The organism is Streptomyces sp. NPDC002793 (assembly GCF_040295485.1).
Lineage (GTDB): Bacteria > Actinomycetota > Actinomycetes > Streptomycetales > Streptomycetaceae > Streptomyces.
Genome location: NZ_JBEOVL010000016.1, coordinates 109,235 through 131,163, shown reverse-complemented (window position 1 = coordinate 131,163; position 21,929 = coordinate 109,235). Strand labels below are relative to the sequence as shown.

General features: G+C 71.2%; 15 protein-coding genes. 2 read left to right on the top strand and 13 right to left on the bottom strand.

Annotated elements, in window-relative coordinates:
• Positions 1-25 precede the first annotated feature (25 nt).
• The 13 genes from eccCa (ABT001_RS18205) to ABT001_RS18145 all read right to left on the bottom strand — a co-directional run bounded on the left by eccCa (ABT001_RS18205) (position 26) and on the right by ABT001_RS18145 (position 19,009).
• Positions 26-4,000: a type VII secretion protein EccCa gene (gene eccCa / locus ABT001_RS18205; protein ID WP_351278252.1), complete on the bottom strand. Its 3,975-nt coding sequence runs from the start codon at positions 3,998-4,000 to the stop codon at positions 26-28.
• 9 nt (positions 4,001-4,009) lie between these two features.
• Positions 4,010-4,171, bottom strand: a complete 162-nt coding sequence (locus ABT001_RS18200) for a hypothetical protein (RefSeq protein WP_351278251.1) — start codon at positions 4,169-4,171, stop codon at positions 4,010-4,012.
• A gap of 817 nt (positions 4,172-4,988) precedes the next feature.
• On the bottom strand, positions 4,989-5,372 hold the full coding sequence (locus ABT001_RS18195; protein ID WP_351278248.1) for a hypothetical protein: 384 nt from the start codon (positions 5,370-5,372) through the stop codon (positions 4,989-4,991).
• 15 nt (positions 5,373-5,387) lie between these two features.
• A complete protein-coding gene (locus tag ABT001_RS18190; protein WP_351278246.1) occupies positions 5,388-7,619 on the bottom strand; it encodes a DUF8616 domain-containing protein in 2,232 nt (743 codons plus the stop codon).
• Positions 7,616-8,044 (bottom strand): DUF6507 family protein, encoded by a 429-nt coding sequence (locus ABT001_RS18185; protein ID WP_351278243.1) that lies wholly within the window; start codon positions 8,042-8,044, stop codon positions 7,616-7,618. Before ABT001_RS18185 ends, ABT001_RS18190 begins: the two co-directional genes overlap by 4 nt.
• A 96-nt stretch (positions 8,045-8,140) precedes the next feature.
• On the bottom strand, positions 8,141-8,452 hold the full coding sequence (locus tag ABT001_RS18180; RefSeq protein ID WP_351278240.1) for a pore-forming ESAT-6 family protein: 312 nt from the start codon (positions 8,450-8,452) through the stop codon (positions 8,141-8,143).
• Positions 8,453-8,507: 55 nt separating this feature from the next.
• Positions 8,508-8,843, bottom strand: a complete 336-nt coding sequence (locus tag ABT001_RS18175; RefSeq protein WP_351278237.1) for a hypothetical protein — start codon at positions 8,841-8,843, stop codon at positions 8,508-8,510.
• A gap of 123 nt (positions 8,844-8,966) precedes the next feature.
• On the bottom strand, positions 8,967-10,385 hold the full coding sequence (locus ABT001_RS18170; RefSeq protein ID WP_351278235.1) for a DUF6177 family protein: 1,419 nt from the start codon (positions 10,383-10,385) through the stop codon (positions 8,967-8,969).
• 38 nt (positions 10,386-10,423) lie between these two features.
• The gene (gene eccCa, locus ABT001_RS18165) at positions 10,424-14,398 is read right to left on the bottom strand and encodes a type VII secretion protein EccCa (protein ID WP_351278232.1); all 3,975 of its coding nucleotides are present in this window, start codon (positions 14,396-14,398) and stop codon (positions 10,424-10,426) included.
• A gap of 34 nt (positions 14,399-14,432) precedes the next feature.
• Complete coding sequence (locus ABT001_RS18160; protein WP_351278229.1) at positions 14,433-15,587, bottom strand: MinD/ParA family ATP-binding protein; 1,155 nt, start codon at positions 15,585-15,587, stop codon at positions 14,433-14,435.
• Between the two features lie 53 nt (positions 15,588-15,640).
• Entirely contained in the window at positions 15,641-16,981 is a 1,341-nt protein-coding gene (eccD, locus tag ABT001_RS18155; RefSeq protein ID WP_351278353.1) for a type VII secretion integral membrane protein EccD, read from the bottom strand.
• A gap of 170 nt (positions 16,982-17,151) precedes the next feature.
• Complete coding sequence (locus tag ABT001_RS18150) at positions 17,152-17,415, bottom strand: hypothetical protein (protein ID WP_351278227.1); 264 nt, start codon at positions 17,413-17,415, stop codon at positions 17,152-17,154.
• A gap of 109 nt (positions 17,416-17,524) precedes the next feature.
• Complete coding sequence (locus ABT001_RS18145; RefSeq protein WP_351278224.1) at positions 17,525-19,009, bottom strand: PucR family transcriptional regulator ligand-binding domain-containing protein; 1,485 nt, start codon at positions 19,007-19,009, stop codon at positions 17,525-17,527.
• A gap of 188 nt (positions 19,010-19,197) precedes the next feature.
• Here ABT001_RS18145 and speB point away from each other — a divergent pair, with 188 nt between their 5' ends.
• Together speB and ABT001_RS18135 are read left to right on the top strand one after the other, a co-directional pair.
• Positions 19,198-20,169, top strand: a complete 972-nt coding sequence (gene speB / locus ABT001_RS18140) for an agmatinase (RefSeq protein WP_351278222.1) — start codon at positions 19,198-19,200, stop codon at positions 20,167-20,169.
• Entirely contained in the window at positions 20,166-21,839 is a 1,674-nt protein-coding gene (locus ABT001_RS18135) for a thiamine pyrophosphate-binding protein (RefSeq protein WP_351278219.1), read from the top strand. Before speB ends, ABT001_RS18135 begins: the two co-directional genes overlap by 4 nt.
• Positions 21,840-21,929 lie beyond the last annotated feature (90 nt).

Below are 21,929 nucleotides of genomic sequence, written 5' to 3'. Positions count from 1 at the left end.
TCGTGCGCCCCGCCGCCGACGTGCGTCATTCGGGCGTGTACACCGTCTGGATCAGGCGGTTCGGCCGGCCCTTGCGGAGGAACACGCCCCGGCCCGGAGGCTGTTGACTCGCGTACACCCCGGGGAACAACTGGCCTTCGGAGTGGTCGCCGTCCATGAGGACGGCGCTTGCGCCCGACTCGCGCAGGCTGTGGACCAGCGGCTCGTACATGCCCCACGACGCTCCTGTCACCTGCCGCGACAGGACGAAGTGGAGGCCGATGTCCACCGCCGAGTGGAGGTACGGCACGAACGGGTCGAGCGGTGAATGGCGGCCCGTCATCAGGGCGTCGAAGTCGTCGACGAGCACCACGATCCGTGGGCCGGCGCCCCAGTTGCCGGGCTCCAGGTCCTCGGAGGGAGTGTTGTCGTCGGGCAGCCGCTTCTCCAGCTCGATGGCGATTCCGGCGGCGAGGCCCTCGCACAGTTTGGCGTTGTGGGCGTAACCGCCGTCGAACTCCTCAGGGACCACGCCCCGCAGCCCCTGCTTCGGATCCATGACAGCGAAGAGCAGCTCGTCCTCGCTGTAGCGGTCGACGAGGCCGTGGACGACGGTCCTGAGGAGGGTCGTCTTGCCGCACCCGCTGTCTCCCAGGACGAGCAGGTGCTGGTCCTGGCGGAAGAGGTCGAGCAGAACGGGAGCGAGAGCGTCCTGGTCCAGGCCGATCGGCACCTGGCGGGGCTCGGCGGCCCGGCGGGGGAGCAGGTGGGGTTCCAGGAGGTGGGGCAGGACCAGGACGGGCGGGGTGACCTCACCGCTCCAGGCGGCGTGGACCGCACGCACCGTGCGTTCGAGGACGGCCTCCAGCTCGGTGGCGTCCGCGCGTCCGTCCGTACGCGGGAGCGCGGTCTGGGCGAAGAGCCCCCCGTCGGTCAGGGCGCGGCCGGGTTCGTCGGGTGACAGGGTCCCGGCGAGCTCGGGATCGATGCCGGAATCGCCGGGGTCGTCCAGACACAGTTCGACCCGGGTGCCGAACGACGCCCGGGTGGCGGTGCGCACCTCGTTCCAGTGGCGCATCCCGGCGACGATGTGGATGCCGTGGCCACCGCCCCGCTCCAGGATGTCGAGGAGCGTGTCGTCCAACTCGTCGAAGTCGTCGCGCAGTGCGTCGAAACCGTCGATGACCAGCACGATCTCCGCCGACGCCAGCTGGGGCAGCCAGCCCGCGCGGTGCAGGGTGCGCAGGTGCTCGACGGATTCGACGGAGTGCTCGCGGAAGAGGTTCTCGCGCTCTTCGAGCATGCTTCCCACCATCTCGACCGCCCGCACCACGCGTGCGCGGTCGTCGTGCCCCGCGATGCCGCCGACGTGCGGCAGCCCGGCGAGGACCTGGAGGTCGTCGGCGATCAGGTCGAGGCCGTAGACACCGACCTCCTGCGGGGTGTGGGTGAGCGCGAGAGAGAGGACCAGGGTGCGCAGGAAGGTCGTCCTGCCCGACTGCGGGTCACCGATGACGGCGGCGTGGCCACCGGCCGCCGTGAGGTCCAGGTACCACTGTCCCTGCCACTGCGCGACCGGATCGTCGAGCAGGCCGAGCGGAATCTGGAGCGGGCCCTGCCGCCCGGCCAGCTGCATTCCGCGCGGGCCGGTTTCCAGCGGGCCGGCGGCCTTGTCGAGGGCGAGCGCGGCGGGGAGCGGGGGCAGCCAGATGCCGTGCACCGCTGCTGCGGCGTCCTCCAGCTGTTCGACCACGACGTCCACCTCGGACGGCCCGGTCTCACGGCGCCCGGACGCCGGTGCCCCCCGGCCCGGGCCGCTCGGTGCGGACAGGGTGTTGAACGCCTCGTACTCCACCGCGAGCGGGCCGCTCTCCACCTCGTCCGCACGCTGCGAGGGCCCCTGGTAGCCGCCGGAGACGTGGGCGGCCTGGAAGCGCTCGTAATGACGGGTGTCGACCTTGAGGTATCCGAGGCCCGGCCGCGGCGGCAGGTGGAACGCGTCCGTGGTGTCCAGGACCGCCCGTGACTCGTCGGCGGAGAAGGTGCGCAGACCGATCCGGTACGAGAGGGAGTTCTCCAGGCCCTTGAGACCGCCGTAATCGATCTGTCCGCCGGAGAGGAGCAGATGCACACCGACGGAGCCGCCGATGCGGCCGATGGAAAGGAGGAGCTCGATGAAGTCGGGTTCCTCGGCGAGGAGTTCTCCGAACTCGTCGATGACGACGAGCAGGTGCGGCAGCGGATCCAGCTCGGGCCGTTCTTCGGAGCGCAGTGCGGCGTACGCACCGATGTCGGGGACGTCACCGGCGTCCCCGAGGGCTTGGCGACGGCGCTCCACCTCACCGGCGAGCGAGGCGTGGAGGCGCTCGACCAGGCCGGCCCGGTCCTCCAGGCCGGTGATGACACCGGAGACGTGGGGGAGCATCGCGAAGGGGGCGAAGGTCGCCTCGTCCGCGTAGTCGACGAGTACGAGGGCGAGGTCCTCGGGTGGGTGCGTGGTCACCAGGGCGAGGACGAGGGAGCGCAGGAACTCGGACCGTCCCGCACCGTCGGCGCCGACACACAGCCCGTGCGGGCCCATGCCGAACTCCGCGGAGTCCTTGAGGTCAAGCAGCACCGGCTCATGCGTCTCGTTGATGCCGATGGGCACGCTCAGGAAGGCGAGTTCGCCGCGTGGCGCCCACAGCCGGGACAGGTCGAGGCGCGCCAGGTCGTCGATGCCGAGGAGACCGGCGAAACCACCGGTGTCCGGCAGGGGGGAGGCCACCAGGCCTTCGTCGGACAGCCGCAGCGGCGCCAGCATCCGGGCCAGGCCCTCGGCGAAGGAGCTGCCGACCTCGTCGACGGTGCCGTGGGAACTGACGGGTTCGGGCTCGCGCAGGTCCTCCATGACGACCTGGGTGCCCTCTACGGTGAGCCGGATGCCGACGCGCCCGGGCTCCTGAACGCGCTGTTCGACCAGGTGAAGGACGGTGACGCCCATGTCACGCAGGCCGACCGTGTCGTCGGGGAGGGGCAGATCGACGGCGTTCCCGCCGTGTCCGTCGGTGATGACGAGGAGCCGGGACGTCATGGACAGGGCATCGTGCCCGGCCGGCCCCCCACGTACCTCCGCCGCGCAGGACGCGCGCCGGCCCAGGTCGGCGGCGAGCTGCCGCGCGAGCTGGGGCGCCGACGGGGCGATACGCCGGGCGGCGACCGGGCCGTCGTGCTGTTCGAGGTCCAGGAGGTGCGGCAGCCACTTCGCCCAGTCCCAGTCGGCGATCCGTTCGCCGGGAACGGCGAGCGCCATCGCCACGTCCTCGGGGGCGTGCGTCGCGGCGGTCTGGACGAGCAGGGCGCGGGCCACGCGCAGGCAGTCCTCGCGCGGGCCGACGACGCTGATGTTCCCGGCCCGGTCCAGGGGCACCGTGAGGGGAAGGTCGGTCCCCGTGCGGAAGCGGCTCACCAGAGCAGAGGCCTCGTTGAGCATGAAGGGGTCCGGTGGCGTGAGGACGGAGGACCTCGCGTGGGCGATCTTCAGGTCGCCCACGGGTATCTCCCCGACGCCGACCCGCACACGCAGGAAGTCCGCGTCGTCGCGGCGGCGTTCCCACCGGCGGGCGGGGTCCCGCACGATGTCGTACAGGGCGTCCGGCGGCGGATCGAGTACGTCGGCGAGCTCCCGGCGCGCGCGCTCCTCCGCGGAGAGCTGCCGACGCAGCCTCTCGACGTAGGCGAGGTAGGTCTCCCGTCGCGTCCGATGGGTGCGCCGGGCCCTGCCGTGAGGGGAGAGGTGGAGCGAGACGGAGCCGATGACGGTCACGACGAGGATGACCGCGCCCAGGGCGGCGAACCGGCTGTCGCGTACGGCGGTCATCATCACGACGGACGACATGACCCCGGCGGCGGGGAACAGCGACATCGTGATGACGCCGGCCTTCCCCTCGGGGAGGTTGGGCGGGGCCTCGACGGTGAGGGGCGGCGCGGCGGCCGGAGGCCGTGTGGTCCGGGCCGGGCGGTGTATCAGGCGGGTGCTCATGGGCGTCCGTCACTCACGGTCGGGCTCGGCCAGGGGGTAGCGACGCTGCTGCGGGAGCGGGAAGACGCCCGCGCCGAGTCGGGTGACCCCCTGCCGGGTCGCGCGGGAGAGCCGTTCGGTGTGAATCGCTCGGCCGGCGCCCAGGTGACGGCCGCACGGGAGGACCGGCACGCCCGCTCCGGTGAACCCGAGCGTCTGCGCGGCCTCGTCGAGGTCGATCCCCGCACGGGGCGTCTGTTCGGTGCGGCAGCCGGTCGAAAACCCCTGCGCACTGCCACTGGTCCAGGCGACGTCAGCACGTCCGGCCCGAACCGAGCCCCAGCCGGGCTCGCTCCGGCCGAGGCGGCGACAGCGGCGGCTCCATCAGCGCACACAACTCATCGTCCACGATCCACTGTCGAGTACCCACCCTCACGAACGGCCGGATCCGCGCGCCGATTACGCCCTGCCAGCTCACTTTAACAAGATGGTGTGATGAGCTCTCAGGGCGTGCCGGAAAACAAGTCGTGGCTTCCAGCTGTCGGACACGTTGTTCTGGTGTATGTCCTGGCGGCGGCGTTCCAGACGTTGTTGCCGCATCTCGACGAGCGTAGGCGTCGGCTGGTCATGGGGGTGGTACGGGCGGTACCACCTCGGGCTGCCGCCGCTGGGTAGCGGAGGGCAGATCCAAGGGCGCTTGTCTGTCCGGGGCAGGGCGGAGAGTCGGCCGCCGTGCGATCAGGAGTCGAGCAAGGCGGCCACGCCTTCGATCTCCACGAGCTGGTCGGCGTATCCGAGAAGTGCCCCCCTGCACGCAGCGCGTGGACCTGCCGCCCGTCTCGGTGGCGTGCTGGTTGGCGTTTGCACTCGAGCAGGCGGCTGGTCTCTGACCGCGCAGGAGGCGCATGCCGAGTTTCTTGCCGAGCTTGACTCGCTTGTGGAGCGGCTCGCATGGAACTCCAGCACTGAGGGAGTTATTTCCTGTTCGTGTTGCAAGCTCTAGCAGCCTTTATAGATTGGCCTGCACGTACTTAGCGATCTCTACAAGCTGGATTTCGTCCTCGGCGGGAGTGCGGTAGTTATTATCCCTCACGCGTTTGAGGAATTCCTCCGGAAGTTGTACGTGATAGTTCCAGACGTAGAACCAGAGGTCACCCCGCCAGATCCACTCATTATCACTCAGGATCGAGTCGCCGCCAAGTACGGTTTTTCCGGAGCCAAATACGTCCTCGGAAGAGCCCATCACGCTGAAGATATCGTGTCCAGCCAGCAGGTACTCAGTGATTTTCTTGGCGTCCTCATAGGGGGTTGGCCTAGTGAAGTCCCGCACGCTGCCTGCGGCCTTCCCGAAAGGTGGTGCCCATAGTTCCTGAAAGAAACCAGCGATTCGCATGTGTGTCACCCTCTACTAGCGTGCCAGGGGTAGGAAGGTTCGCCAGTATCCCCCATCGAAGATGGTGGGGGTTTGGCCAGGGCCAAGCCTTATGTTCACGCCGACCTTGTTTGTGGGCGCCATCACGGGCACCCCTAGCTCATTGGCGATGGACTGGGCTGCGGGAACATCCAAGGCATCCTCTGCGGCTGTGCCTGTGTGGCACGAAACCAACCGTACGGGGCCCCCGTTGTAGCTAGGGTTAGCTCGGATCGCATCAGCGATGTGCGTCGGATGAGTGTCCCCCGCTGAGAAGCCAGACCCAGCTTCATTGACCCGGCCGGGCTCGAAGAAGCCTTGATTGTTTCCGTGTACTACCACATCGTGGTATCCGTCGAGCGGTCGTACGTAGTCAAAGTTAACCCTGGTGCTTCTGTCATAGCCAATGGCCGTCCTGCCATCACTGAAGTAGACAGGGTCGCCCGTTTCCAGTACGAAATCGCCAGGTTCTTTGGGGGGTGCCGGGATCGTGGACTCAGGTGCGACGCGTGCCTCAAAGTCGCGACGGGTCGCCATGCCGACGGCTTCTGGACTGGAGACGTCATCAGGCTCTCGGGCGGACGATCCGTCTTGGCTATCCGGCCTATCGGTGTGGTCGCTACCTCCGGGCCCCCCATCAGAGCCGGGGCCGTGGCCGCTCGAGTCATGTACTGGCGGGCTTTCGGAGGAATGCCCCGTGGAGGACGTTGCCCTCGTATCCTCGCCCGCACGGGCTCCCACGCCAGCCATCTCCGGGATCCGGACCGGGGTCTCCACGCGGGTGTGCTCCGGGTTGTCCGCGTCGGTCCTGCCGGGTTCGACGTGGGCGTCCTCGGCGCGCTGGACGAGGTTGCCGTTCTCGTCGTAGAGGTTGCCCTTGAGGTCGGCGTAGGCGGCGCCCTCGTCGAAGGGGTTCTTGACGGTGCCTTCCGGGAGGGCGATCACGCCTTCCGGCAGTTGGACCGTGCCGTCCGCGAGGCGGACCGCGCCCTCCGGGAGGGTTGCGCCTGCGGGGAGGTCGATCGTGCCGTCGGTCAGGCGTACGGCCCCTTCGGGGAGGGTGAAGACGTTGTCCGGGAGCGGCGGTATCTCGATGGTGCCCAGTCCCTTGAGGCCGGCCATCGCGTCGCCTACCTTCGTGAGGCCGAAGCCCGCGCCCTTGAAGACGTACGTCATCGGGTCGACGAAGCGGCTGACCTTGCCTGCCGTAGACAGGGCCTTCGCGGCGAGGGCGGCCTTGCCGCCGCCGGCGACCGCGCCCCCCGTGCCGCCGGTGAAGACGGTGGTGATCACGTTGAACGTGACCGCGCCGGCTGCCCGGGAGGGGTTCTCGCCCCACTGGTCGTAGGCGATCAGCGCCTTGCCGGTCTCCTTCACCGCGGTGCGCGATTCACGCAGCCAGGTGGGGAGTTCCTCGTCCTTCGCCGTCCAGAACTGCACGGCCGCCACCGGGCTGAGTGATATCGCGACACCGGTGGCGAGTTGGCCCAGGCCCGTCCAGGCCTGACCGGCCGCGTCCCAGCCGTCGAAGCCGACCAGGGTGCCCAGGCCCTTGATCGTGCCCCAGACCCCGTCGACGAAGAAACCCTTGGTGAAGTCCCAGGCGTGCTCCCACACCTGCCACCCCGGTGTGGACTCGACCAGCGGATCCCCCCAGGGAAGCCCCTCGGCCTGCTTGAGGGTCTCGGCGTCGAAGCCGTACTGGTTCGGGCTGTCGGAGCCGTCGCTCTTCTTCAGGGGCAGGAGGCATACGAGGGCGACGATCTTGTTGTAACAGGCGGTCTCCGCCTCCTGGAACGCGGCCAGCGTCTCGGCGATCTCATCACGCCGGTTGTTGTTCTCCTCGATCAGGTCGCCGTCCTCACGCCACTTGTCGTCGGCGTTGACCTTCACGAGGAACGCGCCCGCGTCCCGTTTGATCTCCTTCAGCTTCTCCACCAGCGGGTGCACCGTGTCCGAGTACGTGCTCAGCGCACCCGCGATGGTCTTCAGGTCCGACTGCAGCGTCAGCCCGGTGTCCACGACCGGCTTCGTCGTCGCGAACAGCTGCTCCGCCTCCGGCGCCTTGTAGAAGGCCTGGAGACCGCCGAAGCTGCTGTGGACGTCACCGGTCGTCGTCGCGATCGTCGCCCCGGCCGACGTCAGCTCGGTGACCTTCACATCCAGCGTGGCCAGGTTCCCCGTGAAGACCGGGATGCCTGCCAGGGGTATCGGCTGGTCGTTGCTCACTTGTTCCCCCCGGGAGCGTCCTTCAGCAGGTCCAGCCGCACGGCCTTCGCCGCGTCCTGCGCGTGCTTCGCCGCGTCCAGGTCGCCCGCCACGTACTCGTTGGTCGCCTTCGCCGCCCCCAGCACAGCCGCCTGGATACGCTCCGCCATCGACTTCAGGTAGCCCTGGCGCTGCTCCAGGTACTGGCTCAGCGCAGAGGCCACCGGCCCCAGCGTGGGCGCCGACAACGGGGCCGCCCCCACCGGAACCGGGCCCTGCAGCGGCACCGAGGCCTCCGAACCCGGCACGGCGGTCCCCGCCGCCGTCGCCGCCTCCGACATCGTCGTGACCAGCGCCGTCAGAGCCTTCTCCAGGTCACCCGCGTGCGTGCCGGTCACCTGCAACTGCCCCTGCACACCCTGCGGCTTGATGTCCCACGCCGTCATGAACGTCCACCCCCGTGTACCCCTGCACCACCGAACCGCGTCACCGCCCCGTCCGTGACGGAAGGAACGTTCCTCCCGCTCCGGACGCGCTGCGCGTCAGCCGATGTTGTCGACCGCTGCCTTCGCACGCGCCAGCGTCTGCTGCGCCGTGCCGTCGTTCTTCTCCAGCGTGGTCTTCAGCAACTGGATGATGTTCCTGACCTCGTTCGAGGTGTTGTTCCACCGCAGTTCCTTGCCGTGGTACTCGTCCGCCACCCCGTCCGCGGCGAAGTCCAGCATCGCCGCCTTCACTTGGGCGTCCCGCGCCGAGATCACCTGCTCCAGGCGGGCGATGACCGCCTGGATGTTCCCCTGTGCCTCCGTCGACGCACCGGTGTCGTACGAACGGCGGTCACTGTCCGTGGCCATAGTTGATTACTCCCCGTGGAATGAGATCCGAGCCTGCGAGTGGAAGGTGAGGCGGTCAGCCGCGACCCGAGAAGCGGGCGGCGTCGAAGTTCGCGGATGCCATCTGCGACTTCGCGTTCTCGCCCTGCTCCTGGTCACCCTCACCGAACGCCGCGTCCATCCCCGACTGGCCACCCAGCAGCGCCGCCAGCGACCCGTTCAGCGCTGCGGTGATCTCGTCCGAACGCGTCTTGAACGAGTCGAAGGCCACCTTGCCGGCACCGTTGAACTTGCCCTCCAGCGGCTGCGCCGCCTGGATCAGCTGATTGATCAGCGTGCCCAGGTCCGTGCTCGACTCCGAGGAACGCGACCTCAGGGTCGTCAGAACCGATGCCCCCATGTCGAACTTCATCAGCTTCCCCCCACCAGACTGAACAACCGTACGAACCATCATGTCTATCAACCCGCGCGTCGCTGATGCAATCAGCAATCACCGCACTGTGACCATCCCAATACACTTCGGCGGCAACCCCTGTCACGAGCCCTTCAGATGCCGCACCAACCGCTCGAAGTCCTGCCACCCCGCCAGGTCCGACGGATCGCCGGGCAGCGGGTAGTACAGCGCGGGACGAGCCCTGGGCCCCAGCTGAACAGGGGTCGCCGCCAGCGGAGTACGCCGGGCGCGGTCGCCCGGGATCTCGCGGACCTCGTCGGCGCCCAGGACGAACGCCAGGGGGACGCCGGGGCCTTCGAAGCGGGGCGGCACCGCGAGATCGCGGCGGGCTCGGCGGAGTTGGACGAGCATCGACCGGAGCCGGTGGCGGGTGGCGAGCACCTCGGCCGCCCGGGGCAGCGCGTCCAGCGGTGTCTCCTCGTCGGCGCCGTAGCCGAACGCCAGCGTCACCTCCTCCTCCACCCCCGCCGTCGTGCGGGTGACACGGACGGTGGCGAGCCCGGGCCGGTCCGGCCCGCCGACGACCACGACCCACGTCGGCCGGGGGGACCGCTCATGGGCCAGGTCGGTGAGACGCTGCGGTGACCAGGGGAGGTTGGCGGGTTCGGATGTCCCCCAGCCGGCCGGGGGCGCACCGGTGAGCTCGCGCCAGACCGACTCCACACCGCCACCGAGCACCAGACGGTCGTCGGCGGGGTGGACCGTACGGAAGGTGAGCGCCAACTGCCGCTCTCCGCTCTCCGCCACCTCTCCGTAGGACGCGGCGACCAGGCTGTCCGGTTCGTCGCCGGTCGCGCCGGGGCCCGCGACCGGCGCGAAGATGCCGTCCTGCCAGCGCAGTACGGCTCCCGACAGCCCGTCGTAGTAGCCGTCCCGGTCGTCCTGGACGATCCAGCGGGACGGCCATGTTCCGAGGGCGGGGCGTGCCGCCGGGGAGAGTGTCGTTCCGGCCGGTGTGACGACCTGAAGTCCGATTCCGGCCTCCGTGGCGGCCCGGTAGGCGTCCGCGAGCCAGGCCGTCATCGCGACGACCGGGCGGTCCTGGATGACTACGGCGACCTTGTCCGTGAGTACGTCGACGGCGGGGACCGCCGCGGCCGGTGCGGGAGCGACGCTCACCCCCTCGGAGGGCACCACGGCCAGCGATCGGGCGGCCTCGGGGGGCCAGGCGGAGCCACCGGCCAGGTGGGTGAGCCGGGCCGCGAACGTGCCCGCGAGCTGCTCGGCCTCCGCGACACCGGTGGTGGCACGGGCCTCCGTCCACCAGAACGGCAGCGGCGGCGCCTTGGCTCCGAGGAGACGCTCCGCCTCGCCGGCCACCTGGACGAGCAGCGGTGCCTCCACGGATACCAGGGGCCTGCCCTCCGGGTCGCAGAGCTGTACGACGGCGCCGTCGCCGTGGGTGTCCACCAGCTTGTCGGGACCCCCGGAGAGCAGCCCTACGAGCACGGTCCACGGGTCGGGCATGCGGGTGGTGAGGGCGATGACGTCCTTGGTCATGAGGTCCGTTCGGTCCTTCGTCGCATCGGTGCCGGAGGTCAGCCCGGCGTGTACACGGTCTGGATCAGGCGGTTCGCGTACCCCCTGCGGATCAGCACGCCGCGCCCCGCGGGCTGCTGGGTGGCGTACACGCCCGGGAACAGCTGGCCCTCGCTGCGGTCGCCCGCCATGAGGACCGCCGAGGCCCCCGACTCGCGCAGGCCCTGCACGAGCGGCTCGTACATCCCGCGCGACGCGCCCGCGACCCGGCGCGTCAGAACGAAGTGGAGGCCGATGTCCACCGCGGACGGGATGTAGGGAAGGAAGGGGGAGAGCGGCGACTGACCGGCCGTGGTCAGCACGTCGTAGTCGTCGATGAGGACCACGATCCGTGGGCCGCTGCCCCAGTCGCCGGGTTCCAGGTCCTCGACGCGAGTGCTGTCGTCGGGCAGCCGCTTCTCCAGCTCGGTGGCGATTCCGGCCGAGAGACCGGAGCACAGCTTGGCGTTGTAGGCGTAGCCACCCCTGTACTCCTCGGGGATCGCGCCCCGCAGGCTGCGCCGGGGGTCCATGACGGCGAAGACCAGCTCGTCCTCGCTGTAGCGGTCGATGAGGCCGTCGGCGATCGTCCTCAGGAGGTTCGTCTTCCCGCATTCGCTGTCGCCCATGACCAACAGGTGCTGATCGTGCTCGAACAGGTCCAGGAGAACGGGCTCCAGCGCCGTCTGGTCGACGCCGATCGGCACGCGCCGGGGTTCGGCGGCGGGGCCCGGCAACAGGTGCGGTTCCAGGACGTGCGGCAGGACCCGTACCTGCTGGGCGACCTCGCCGCTCCAGGTGGCGCGGACCGTGCGGGCCGCGCGCTCCAGGACCGCTCCCAGATCGGTGGTGTCGGCGAGACCGTCGGTACGGGGCAGCGCCGCCTGGGCGAAGAGCTTGCCGTCGGTGAGTACGCGGCCCGGCTCGTCGGGGGACAGGGTCTGGGACAGCTTGCGGTCGATGCTGGACTCGCTCGGGTCGTTCATCCGCAGTTCGAGGCGGGTGCCGAAGGTCGACTGGGTGGCGATGCGTACGTCGTTCCAGCGGAGCATGCCCGCCACGACGTGGATTCCGTAGCCGCCGCCGCGCTTGAGGATGTCGACGACGGCGTCGTCCAGGTCGTCGAAGTCGTCGCGCAGTGCTCCGAACCCGTCGATGACGAGCACGATCTCGGCCGAGGCGAGCTGAGACAGCCGGCCCGCCGCGTGCAGGGAGCGCAACTGCTCGACGGAGTCGATGCCGTGCTCACGGAAGAGGTCCTCGCGGGTGGCGAGCATGCTCCGCACCTCCTCGACCGTACGTGCCGCTCGCTCGCGGTCCGCGCGCCCCGCGACGCCGCCGACGTGCGGCAGGCCGGACAGGGCCTGGAGGCCACCGCCGACCAGGTCGAGACCGTAGACGCCGACCTCCTGCGGGGTGTGGGTCAGCGCGAGCGAGAGGACGAACGTGCGCAGGAGAGTCGTCTTGCCGGACTGCGGGCCCCCGATGAAGGCGGCGTGGCCGCCGGCCACGGTGAGGTCCAGGAACCACTGGCCCTGCCACTGCTTCGTCGGGTCGTCCAGCAGACCGAGCGGCACCTGGAGGGCGCCCCGGCGCTTGGCGAGCTGCATTCCGCGCGGGCCGGCCTCCAGGGGTCCCGCGACGCTGTCCAGGGTCAGGGCGGCGGGCAGCGGGGGCAGCCAGATACTGCGTACGGGTCCGGCGGCGCCCTCCAGCTGCCCGACGACGACGCCCATCTCCGTCGGCCCCGTCTCGCGGCGCCGCGACGAAGGCTCCCGCGAGCCGGAACCCTCGTCGCCGTGCAGGGAGTTGAACGCTTCGTACTCGAGGGCGAGCGGTCCGCTCCCCTCCTCGTCCGCGCGCTGCGCGGGGCCCCGGTATCCCCCCGACACATAGCTGGCCTTGAAACGCGCGTAGTGGCTGGTGTCGACCTTGAGGTAGCCGAAGCCCGGCAGTGGCGGCAGATGGAACGCGTCCGTGGTGTCCAGGACCGTCCGGGACTCGTCGGCCGAGAAGGTGCGCAGGCCCAGCCGGTACGAGAGATAGGTGTCCAGGCCCTTGAGCTTGCCCCCCTCGATGCGCTGGCTGGAGAGCAGCAGGTGCACCCCGATGGAGCGTCCGATGCGGCCGATGGACAGGAAGAGGTCGATGAAGTCCGGCTTGGCTGTGAGGAGTTCACCGAACTCGTCGATGACGACGAACAGGTGGGGCAGCGGATCCAGATCGGGCCGCTTCTCGGCGCGCAGTGCGGCGTAGTCACCGATGTCGGCGATGTTGCCCGCGTCCTTGAGCGCCTGCTGCCGGCGCTTCACCTCACCGGCGAGGGAGGCGTGGACGCGTTCGACGAGGCCCGCCTGGTTCTCCAGGTTGGTGATGACACCGGCGACGTGTGGCAGGCCCGCGAACGGCGCGAAGGTCGCGCCGCCCTTGTAGTCGACGAGGACCAGGGCGAGGTCTTCCGGCGGGTGTGTGGTGACCAGGGCGAGGACCAGGGTGCGCAGCAGCTCCGACTTCCCGGATCCGGTGGCGCCGACGCACAGGCCGTGCGGGCCCATGCCGAGCTCCGAGGACTCCTTCAGGTCCAGGAGTACCGGTTCGTGGGAGTCGCTGATGCCGATGGGGACGCGCAGGAAGGCGCGTTCGCCGCGCGGAGCCCAGAGACGGGACAGGTCGAGCCTGGCCACGTCGTCGATACCGAGCAGACCGGCGAAGTCGACGGGCCCGGACAGAGGAGCGTCGACGAGCGACTCGGCGGACAGGCGCAGCGGCGCCAGCATCCGGGCCAGGCCCTCGGCGAACGGGATGCCGACCTCGTCGACGGTGCCGTGGGCGCTGACCGGTTCCTGCTCCCGCAGGTCCTCGATGAGCACGTCGGAGCCTTCGACGCTGATCCGGACGCCGACGTGGCCCGGCTCCTGGACGCGCTGTTCGAGCAGATGGAGGACGGTGACGCCCATGTCGCGCAGGCCCACGGCGTCGTCGGGCCGTGGCAGGTCGACGGCGTCCTCACCGTGGCCGTCGGTGACGACGAGCAGCCGGGACGTCATGGACAAGGCGTCCTTGCCGGCCAGGCCCCGGCGTAGCTCGGCGGCGTAGGAAGCGCGTCGGCGCAGTTCGGGGTCGAGCTGTCGGGCGAGCTGGGGCGCGGAGGGGGCGATGCGGCGGGCGGCGACCGGGCCGTCCAGCTGTTCGGTGTCCAGCAGGTGCGGCAGCCACTTGGCCCACTCCCAGTCGGCGACCCGGTCGCCGGGTACGGCGAGCGCCATCGCCACGTCGTCGGGTGCGTGCGTCGCCGCGGCCTGTACGAGGAGGGCGCGGACGACGCGCAGGCAGTCCTCGCGGGGGCCGACGACGCTGATGTTGCCGACCCGGTCGAGGGGAACGGCCAGCGGGAGCTCCGTGCCGGTGCGGAAGCGGGTCATCAGCGCCGACGCCTCGTTGAGCATGAAGAGGTCGGGCGGGGTGAGGACCGTCGAACCCTGATCGGCGATGCGCAGATCGCGTACGGGCATCTCGCCGGTGCCGAGCCGCACCTGGAGGAAATCGGCGTCGACGCGGCGGCGCTCCCACAGGCGGGCCGGATCCCGCACGATGTCGTACAGGGCGTGGGGCGGCGGGTTGAGCACGTCGGCGCGTTCACGGCGCGCGCGTTCCTCACCCGAGAGCTCCTCCCGCAGGTCCTCGACGTAGGCGAGGTAGGCCTCGCGCTGGCTGCGGCGGGTGCGCTGCGCCTTGCCGCGCTGCGAGAAGAGCAGTGCGACGGAGCCGACGACGGTGACGACCAGGATGATCGCGCCGAGCGCGGCGAACTGGCTGTTGCGCACGACCGTCATCATCACGACCGACGACATGACCCCGGCGACGGGCAGCAGCGACATCGCGATGTTGCCCGCCTTCCCCTCGGGGAGGTTGGGCGGGGCCTCGATGACGCGTGGCTCGGACGCGGCCGGAGGCCGTGTGGTCCGGGCCGGGCGGTGTATCAGTCGGGTACTCATGATCGTCCGTCACTCACGGTCGGGCTCGCACGGGTCAGCGGCGCTTCTGCGAGAGCTGGAAGACATCCGCGGCGAGGAGGGTGGCGGCCCGTCGCGTCGCACGGGCGAGCAGCTCCGGGCGGATGGCACCGCCGGCGGCGAGATGCCGGTCGTACGGGAGGACCTGGACACCCGCCCCCGTGGACTCGAGCTTCGCAGCGGCCTTGCCGAGGTCGATCCCGGCGAGTGGCGTCTGTTCGGTGAGGACGACGACCGTGCCCTCGATCACGTGGCGGGGCAGCCCCTTCATCCACTCGAGCACGTTGTATGTGCTCATGACGCCTTCCAGGGTCGCCGGGGTGGTCAGCACGCGGGCCTGGGAGGCCGAGAGCGCGACCCGGGCGACCTCGGCGGGCAGCGTCTCGCAGTCGACGACCGTCACACCGAAGTAGCGGCGCAGCGAGACCATCACCCGTTCGTACGCCCTGGTGTCCAGCATCGCGCCGATCTGGCCCTGGCTGCCGGGCAGGAGCCAGGCGTTGTCCGGGAGCTGGACGAGATAGCCGGTCACGTCGAGGAGGGACATCTGCGGCTCGACGATGTTCGCGACGTCGCCGGTGGTCCAGCGCAGGGACCGGGAGCCGAGCCGCAGAGGCAGGGAGCCGAGTGCAGGGTCGGCCTCGACGAGGAGGACCGGGTCCTGCCGGTAGTGGGCGTACGTGGTGCCGAGGAGCGCGGCGACGGTCGACTTGCCCGCGCCGCCCCGGATGGAGGTGACGGCGATCTGCCGGCCCGTCGTCACGGGCTGCTGGAGCCGCTCGGCGGTGCGGGTGAGCTCGGCGACCTCGCGCGCCGCCGACGAGGAGACGATACGGCGCACGGCGTGCGCGGCACGCGACGCGAAGGGCTCCCCGTGGCGCGGTTTGCGTATCGCTCCGGTCAGGGCCTCGTCCACCACGGACAGCGAGTCGGGGGTGTTGCGGGGCCGTCCGGCCCCGCGGGGGTGGGGAGCCGGAGTCGGTGGTTCCTGGCGGTGCCGATGGCCGGTCTGACCGGTGTGAACCGGTGCACCGCCACCCGGGACGGGGAGGCCCGGGCCACCCTGGGGGGAAGCACCGGGTGTCGCCGAGCCGGGGCTCTGCCCGCCCTGGGGGGCCGCGCCGCCCAGATCGCGCAGCACATCGCCCTGCCAGTTGTCCGCGTTCGGCATCTCTGCCCTTCTTCTCCGCCGTGCTGCCCCTGCCGGAGCGCCCGCGCGTTGACTCAGAACTTGTTGAGCAGCTGTCCGAACACACCGAACACACCGACGGCGAGCGGGAAGAGGCCCACCATGCCGATGGATTCGACCAGGTCGGCCGTTCGCCGCAGCCGGACCCGCACATGCTCCGGCGGCTGTACCGCCAGGACGAGCAGCGGCAGAACCGCCGCCGCGCCCAGCACGGCGATCGGCCCGGCGCCCCCGCCGTGCTCCATCCACAACATCACCAGGCGTACGAAGAGGACCGCCGCGGCGGCGAAGAGCGCCACCACCTCGGCGACCAGGGGAAACGCGCGCGCCCGGGACAGCAGGACCACGGCGACGACCGTGGTCAGCACCACGGTCCACACCGTCTGCGTCCCTGCCCGGGTGATCAGCCAGCCGGCGCCCGCGGCCGAGACCGAGGCGGCCAGCGTCGCGAGAGCGAGGCCGCGGTGCGTGGCCGCGAGGGCGTTCCCCACCTCGTGACGGCTGACGGAGACGCCGCCCGAACGGCGGTCGTCGAGTGCGGTCAGCCCCGACGCCATCAGCGCCAGGCGGGGCAACAGGCCGAGCAGGACCACCGAGACGACCGCCATGACCGCTCCGAGCCGGGCCGGGTCACCCTGGACGGCGGCGACACCCTCCCACACCACGGTGAGCGCGGCGGTCGTCGCGGCGCCGATGAGCCCGCCGCGGCCGAGCGGTGAGAAGTGACCGAGCAGCACCAGCGTCAGGATCACCGCGGCCGCGACGGCGGCGAGACGCAGGGCGCCCGGCCACGTGTAGGCGTCGGCAGCGGTCCACGCGGCGAGGATGCCGAGCGTGCCGGAGAGAACCAGGAGCGCCGTCGCCAGGCCGCGGTTCCCCTGCCCGGCCTTCGCGACGAGGGCACCGGTCGCCATCAGTACGCACGTGACCGCGGCGAGGGAGACGGCCAGGGTTCCGAGCGGGAATTCGCGGCGGGCGAGCAACGCGGAGATCACGGCGAGGACGACGGCGGCCACACCCCCCGCGGCCCGGCGTGCGGCGGGCCGCCAGCGCCATGCCCGCAGATCGAGGTCGTCGGCCACCTGGTCGGTGACGTCGTGCACCACCGGGGCGGGCGGCGCGGAGTGCGTCCGGACGAGCCGGAGCACGGCCCCGTCGGCGACCCCGGCCGATGCCAGTGTGCTGTCGTGCGGCAGCGCCGATCCGTCCGCCGTCATCAACTGCCGTGTCAGCGGGCGCGAGGCGACCCGGTCGTCGAGCACGTGGAGGATGTCCGGGAGCAGTTGGCCGATCGGGGTGTCCGACGGGAGGACGATGTCGGCCCGGCGCCGCTCGCCGACCAGGGTCACCCGGCTCAGTTCGGTCCGGGAAGTTATCGCTGTGGTCACCACTTACGGGAACCTATCATCACGGCTTCGAATACTTTCGGGGTCAAAGGTGCGTAACGGTATCGGCGGTCATTCCGCTCAACTCGGCTGAATCATCCGGTATTTCCCCGGAACTCCTGGAACTCCCGGAACTCCATGAGTGCTTCCGCCGCTTCCTCTCAGCCGGTGCGGTCGTACTGCTGCGCCTGGCGTTGCTGCCCCTCCTGCTCCGCCTTCTGCTTGTCCAGCGTGTGCTGGAGGAAGGACCACCCGACGCACCCCGCGCACATCACGGCTGCCAGGGCGATTCCCGCGAACACCTTCCCGAGCCGCTCGTCGGCCGTGCGCCGCGCCCGTTGCGCGCCGAACAGCAGCGCGTCGCGCATTCTGCGTCGGCGTACTCCCACCGACTCCAGCAGCTGGCTGTCGTAATCCCGTGCCATTGGTCGTCCGTCGCCTCGGTCGCTCGTTGCGTCAGTCGTCGCCCTGAAACATGTCGTCGCCCTGAAACATAAGGCACGGGTGGGACACACGGGTGGGACAGGGGCGGGTTCAGGGCCTGCGGTCCCGCAGCGCGAACCACAACTCCGTGCGTACGTCCATGTCGTCCAGGTCCATGTCCAGCAGCGCCCCGCACCGCGCGATGCGCTGGCGGACCGTGTTGCGGTGGACCCGCAGGGCCACCGCCGTGCGGTCCCAACTGCCGTGCAGGCTGAGCCAGCAGCGCAGCGTCCCGGCCAACGGCTCGGTGAGGGGGGCCAGCAGGGCGCGGGCGTGGGCCTCGGCGCGGTCGGGCGGGATCAGGGCGGCGAGGCCACCGGTGCCCGGGCGGTGCGTGGTCAGCGCGGTGCGGGTCGCCTCCGCGTGCCCCAGGGCGCGGGACGCCTCGGCGTCGGCGTCGGGCAGGGCCGTGACCGGGCCGGGGCCCGAGACGCCGAGGGTCCAGCCGGGCTGCGCGGTCACCGCCTCGTGGGGGCCGGGCAGCAGGACCCGTACCGTCTCACGGTCCACGTCCGACAGTGCGGAGCCCAGCGCCGCGCCGAGGGCCCCGGCGTTCAGCGCTCCGGCCGGGGTGCCGTCGGCGCGGCGGGCGTGGACCACCGTCCAGGAGTCGCCGTCACCCAGCAGCGGTGCCACGTCCTGCGGGGTCGCGCCCAGCAGCAGCCGTACGAGCGCCGCCGAGCGGCCCGCGCCGTCGGCGCCCTGGTGCGGGGCGGTGAGCAGGGAGAGCAGCACGACGGCGATCCCCGCGACGGTGTGGTCGCCGGCGTCGCGGCGGGGCGTCGCCAGGGTGAGGGCCAGCCCCTGTCCGCCGCCCAGCGCGTAGGCGGACAGGTGGGTGCCGTCCAGGGTGTCGGCCGCCGACGACGGGCTCGGCTGCCGGGCGGGAGCGGTGGCGGGCGGTCCGGCGGGAGTGGCGGGAGCCACCACCCGTGCCAGCCGGACCAGGGCCGCCCGTACGCCGGCCGGCGGGACGTCGCCCGCTCCGTGCAGCACGTCACCGTCCGCCGAGAGGAGCTCGACCCGGCCCTCCAGCTGTACGGCGAGCTGGCGCAGCACCGCGGGCACCGGGTCCGGCCGGGCCGCCGCCGTCGCCAGGGCCTGCTGGGCCCGGGTCACGCGGCGCAGTTCGCGGTGGCGTGCCTCGGCCATGAGCTGCCACACCGCCCGTGCGACGGCGGCGAAGCGGGTCCCGGGATCCACCTCCAGGAGCGGCAGCCCGTGCCGGTCGCACGCCTCCACCAGGGCGTCGGGCACCGTGTCGTGCACCGGTGCCAGCCCGAAACCGAGCGCCGACGCCCCTCCCTGGACGAGCCGGGACACAAAGGTGTCCGGGTTCGCGAGCTGGACACCGGCGGTCAGCAGCAGCTCACCGCCCAGCAGATACGGATACGGATCGGCCATCTCCGAGGTGTGCACCCACAGCAGCTCCGCGTGGTCCGGACCGGCGATCCGCCGCAGCCCGAGTTCCTCCCGGGCCAGCAGCGCGGCGAGCGGGATGGGAGGAGCGGGAGGCCCGGCGGGGGAGTCCGGCATGGACGATCCCTCCATTCGGTGTGACAAGAATGGAGGAAACGTACACTTCAGCGTCGGCTTCCGGCCACCTACCGTCTTGACCACCACACCCGACCCCGGAGGGGCCGCCACCCGTCGGCCCCTGACCGGAATCGAGCCGGAGAAGAGCTCACGGCTGTCGACCGGTTCAACGAAAGGCACCCGCACCCATGAGCAACAGCAACGGAGCGCCGCGCGGCCCCGTCGACTCCTCCCGCGTCCCGCGCTACGCCGGACCCGCGACGTTCGCGCGGCTGCCCCGGCTCGACGAGGTCGGCTCCGCCGATGTCGCCGTCGTCGGTGTGCCCTTCGACAGCGGGGTCTCCTACCGGCCCGGCGCCCGCTTCGGGGGCAACGCCATCCGCGAGGCATCCCGCCTCCTGCGCCCCTACAACCCGGCGCAGGACGCCTCCCCCTTCGCGCTCGCCCAGGTCGCCGACGCGGGCGACATCGCCGTGAACCCCTTCGACATCAACGAAGCCGTCGAGACCGTCGAGGCCGCCGCCGACGCCCTGCTCTCCACCGACGCCCGGCTGATGACACTCGGCGGCGACCACACCATCGCGCTGCCGCTGCTGCGTTCCGTCGCCAAGAAGCACGGCCCGGTCGCCCTGCTCCACTTCGACGCCCACCTGGACACCTGGGACACCTACTTCGGCGCCGAATACACCCACGGGACCCCGTTCCGCCGGGCCGTCGAGGAAGGCGTCCTCGACACGGAGGCGCTGTCCCACGTCGGCACCCGCGGCCCGCTGTACGGCAAGCAGGACCTCACCGACGACGCCAAGATGGGCTTCGGCATCGTCACCTCCGCCGACGTCATGCGGCGCGGCGTCGACGAGATCGCCGACCAGCTCCGGCAGCGCATCGGTGAACGGCCGCTCTACATCTCCATCGACATCGACGTCCTCGACCCGGCGCACGCCCCCGGCACCGGCACCCCCGAGGCCGGGGGTCTCACCTCGCGGGAGCTCCTGGAGATCCTGCGCGGACTCTCCTCCTGCCACCTCGTCTCGGCCGACCTGGTCGAGGTGGCCCCGGCGTACGATCACGCGGAGATCACGTCCGTCGCCGCCTCGCACACGGCGTACGAGCTGACGACGATCATGTCCCGCCAGATCGCGGAGGGCCGCAACCGGTGAGTCACGACCACGACGACCGGCCGCAGCTCACGGCCGCACAGGCCGAGGCGGCCCTGAACGTCCAGCCCGGGCGCAACGGCGGAGACCTCGTGGTGGAGACCCTCCAGGGCCTCGGCGCCACCGCCGTCTTCGGGCTGCCCGGCCGGCACCCGCTCGGCATGTCCGACGCGCTGAGCCGCTCCTCCCTGTCGTACGTCGGACTGCGCGTCGAGAACAACGCGGGCTTCGCCGCCGACGCCTACGGCCGCATCACCGGCGAGGTGGCGACCCTGCTCCTCTCCGCAGGTCCGGGCGCCCTGACCTCCCTGGCCGCACTCCAGGAGGCGGCCGCCGCGTCGGCGCCCGTGCTGGCCGTCTCCAGCCAGGTCCCGACCGCCGGGCTCGGCGGCGGGCGCCACGGCCATCTGCACGAACTCCGCGACCAGCAGGCGTCGTTCCGCGACATCGTGAAGTCCGTGCACACCGTGCGCACGGCGTCGCAGATCCCCTCCGCGATCGCCGCCGCCTGGGAGTCCGCGCTGACCGCCCCGCACGGGCCGGTCTGGGTGGAGATCCCGCAGGACGTGCTGCTCGCCGAGACCGTCCTGCCCGTCGTCAGCGCGCTCGACGCCACCCCGCGCGAGCTGTACCCACGCCCCGAGCTGACCCTCGTCGCCGCCGATCTGCTGTCGAAGGCCGAGCGTCCGGCGATCATCGCGGGCGGCGGAGTCGTACGCTCCGACGCGTCCGGCAAGCTGCGCGCGCTCGCGGAGAAGCTCGACGCCCCCGTCGTCACCACCTTCGGCGGCAAGGGCGCCTTCCCCTGGCAACACCCGCTCTCGCTCAGGTCCTGGCTGGAGGACCGGCACACCACGGAGTTCCTGGAGTCCGCGGACGTGCTGCTCGTCGTCGGCTCGGGACTGGGCGAGCTCTCCTCGAACCACCACACGTTCGCCCCGCGCGGCCGGGTGATCCAGATCGAGGCCGACGCCGGGAAGCTGGAGTCCAACCACCCCGCGCTCGGCATCCACTCCGACGCCCGCGAGGCCCTCGCCGACCTGCTGGACGCGGTGGAGCCCCGCGAGGACGACACCGCGGCCGAGCGTGTCCGGGCGCTGCTTGATCAGGTCCACGCGCGGATCGCGGCCCAGGACCTCACGCCGGAGCAGCGGGTGCTCGCCTCCGTCCGCGAGGCGCTGCCCGACACCTCACCCAGCTTCTGGGACATGACGCCCCTCGCCTACTGGGCCTGGTCCGCCTTCGACGCCCGGCATCCCAACACCATGCACTCGGCGCAGGGCGCGGGCGGCCTCGGCTACGGCTTCCCCGCCGCGATCGGCGCCGCCGCGGCCGACCCGACGAAACCGGTGCTCGCGGTCTCCGGCGACGACGGTGCGATGTACTCGATCGCGGAGCTCGCCACCGTCCGGCAGTACGGCCTGCCCGTCACCTGGCTGATCGTCGACGACGGGGGCCACGGCATCCGGAGTACGCACCTGACGGGCGCCTTCGGTGAAGCGACGGCGCCCGGACACTGCCGCCCGGACTTCGTCGCCCTCGCCGAGTCCTTCGGCGTCCCGGCCGTCCGCACGACGCCGGAATCCCTGGCCACCGACCTCGGGAAGGCCCTGGCGGCCCCGGGGCCGTCGGTGGTGGTGCTCCCGGTGCTGCTGAGGGGGCCGTCCGGCTGACGCCCTAGGACCATCCGCCCTCCGCCTCCGCCCCCCGGCCGAGATTTGTTGCGGAAGGATGAAATCCGCTGCTGACCGCGTTGGGGACAT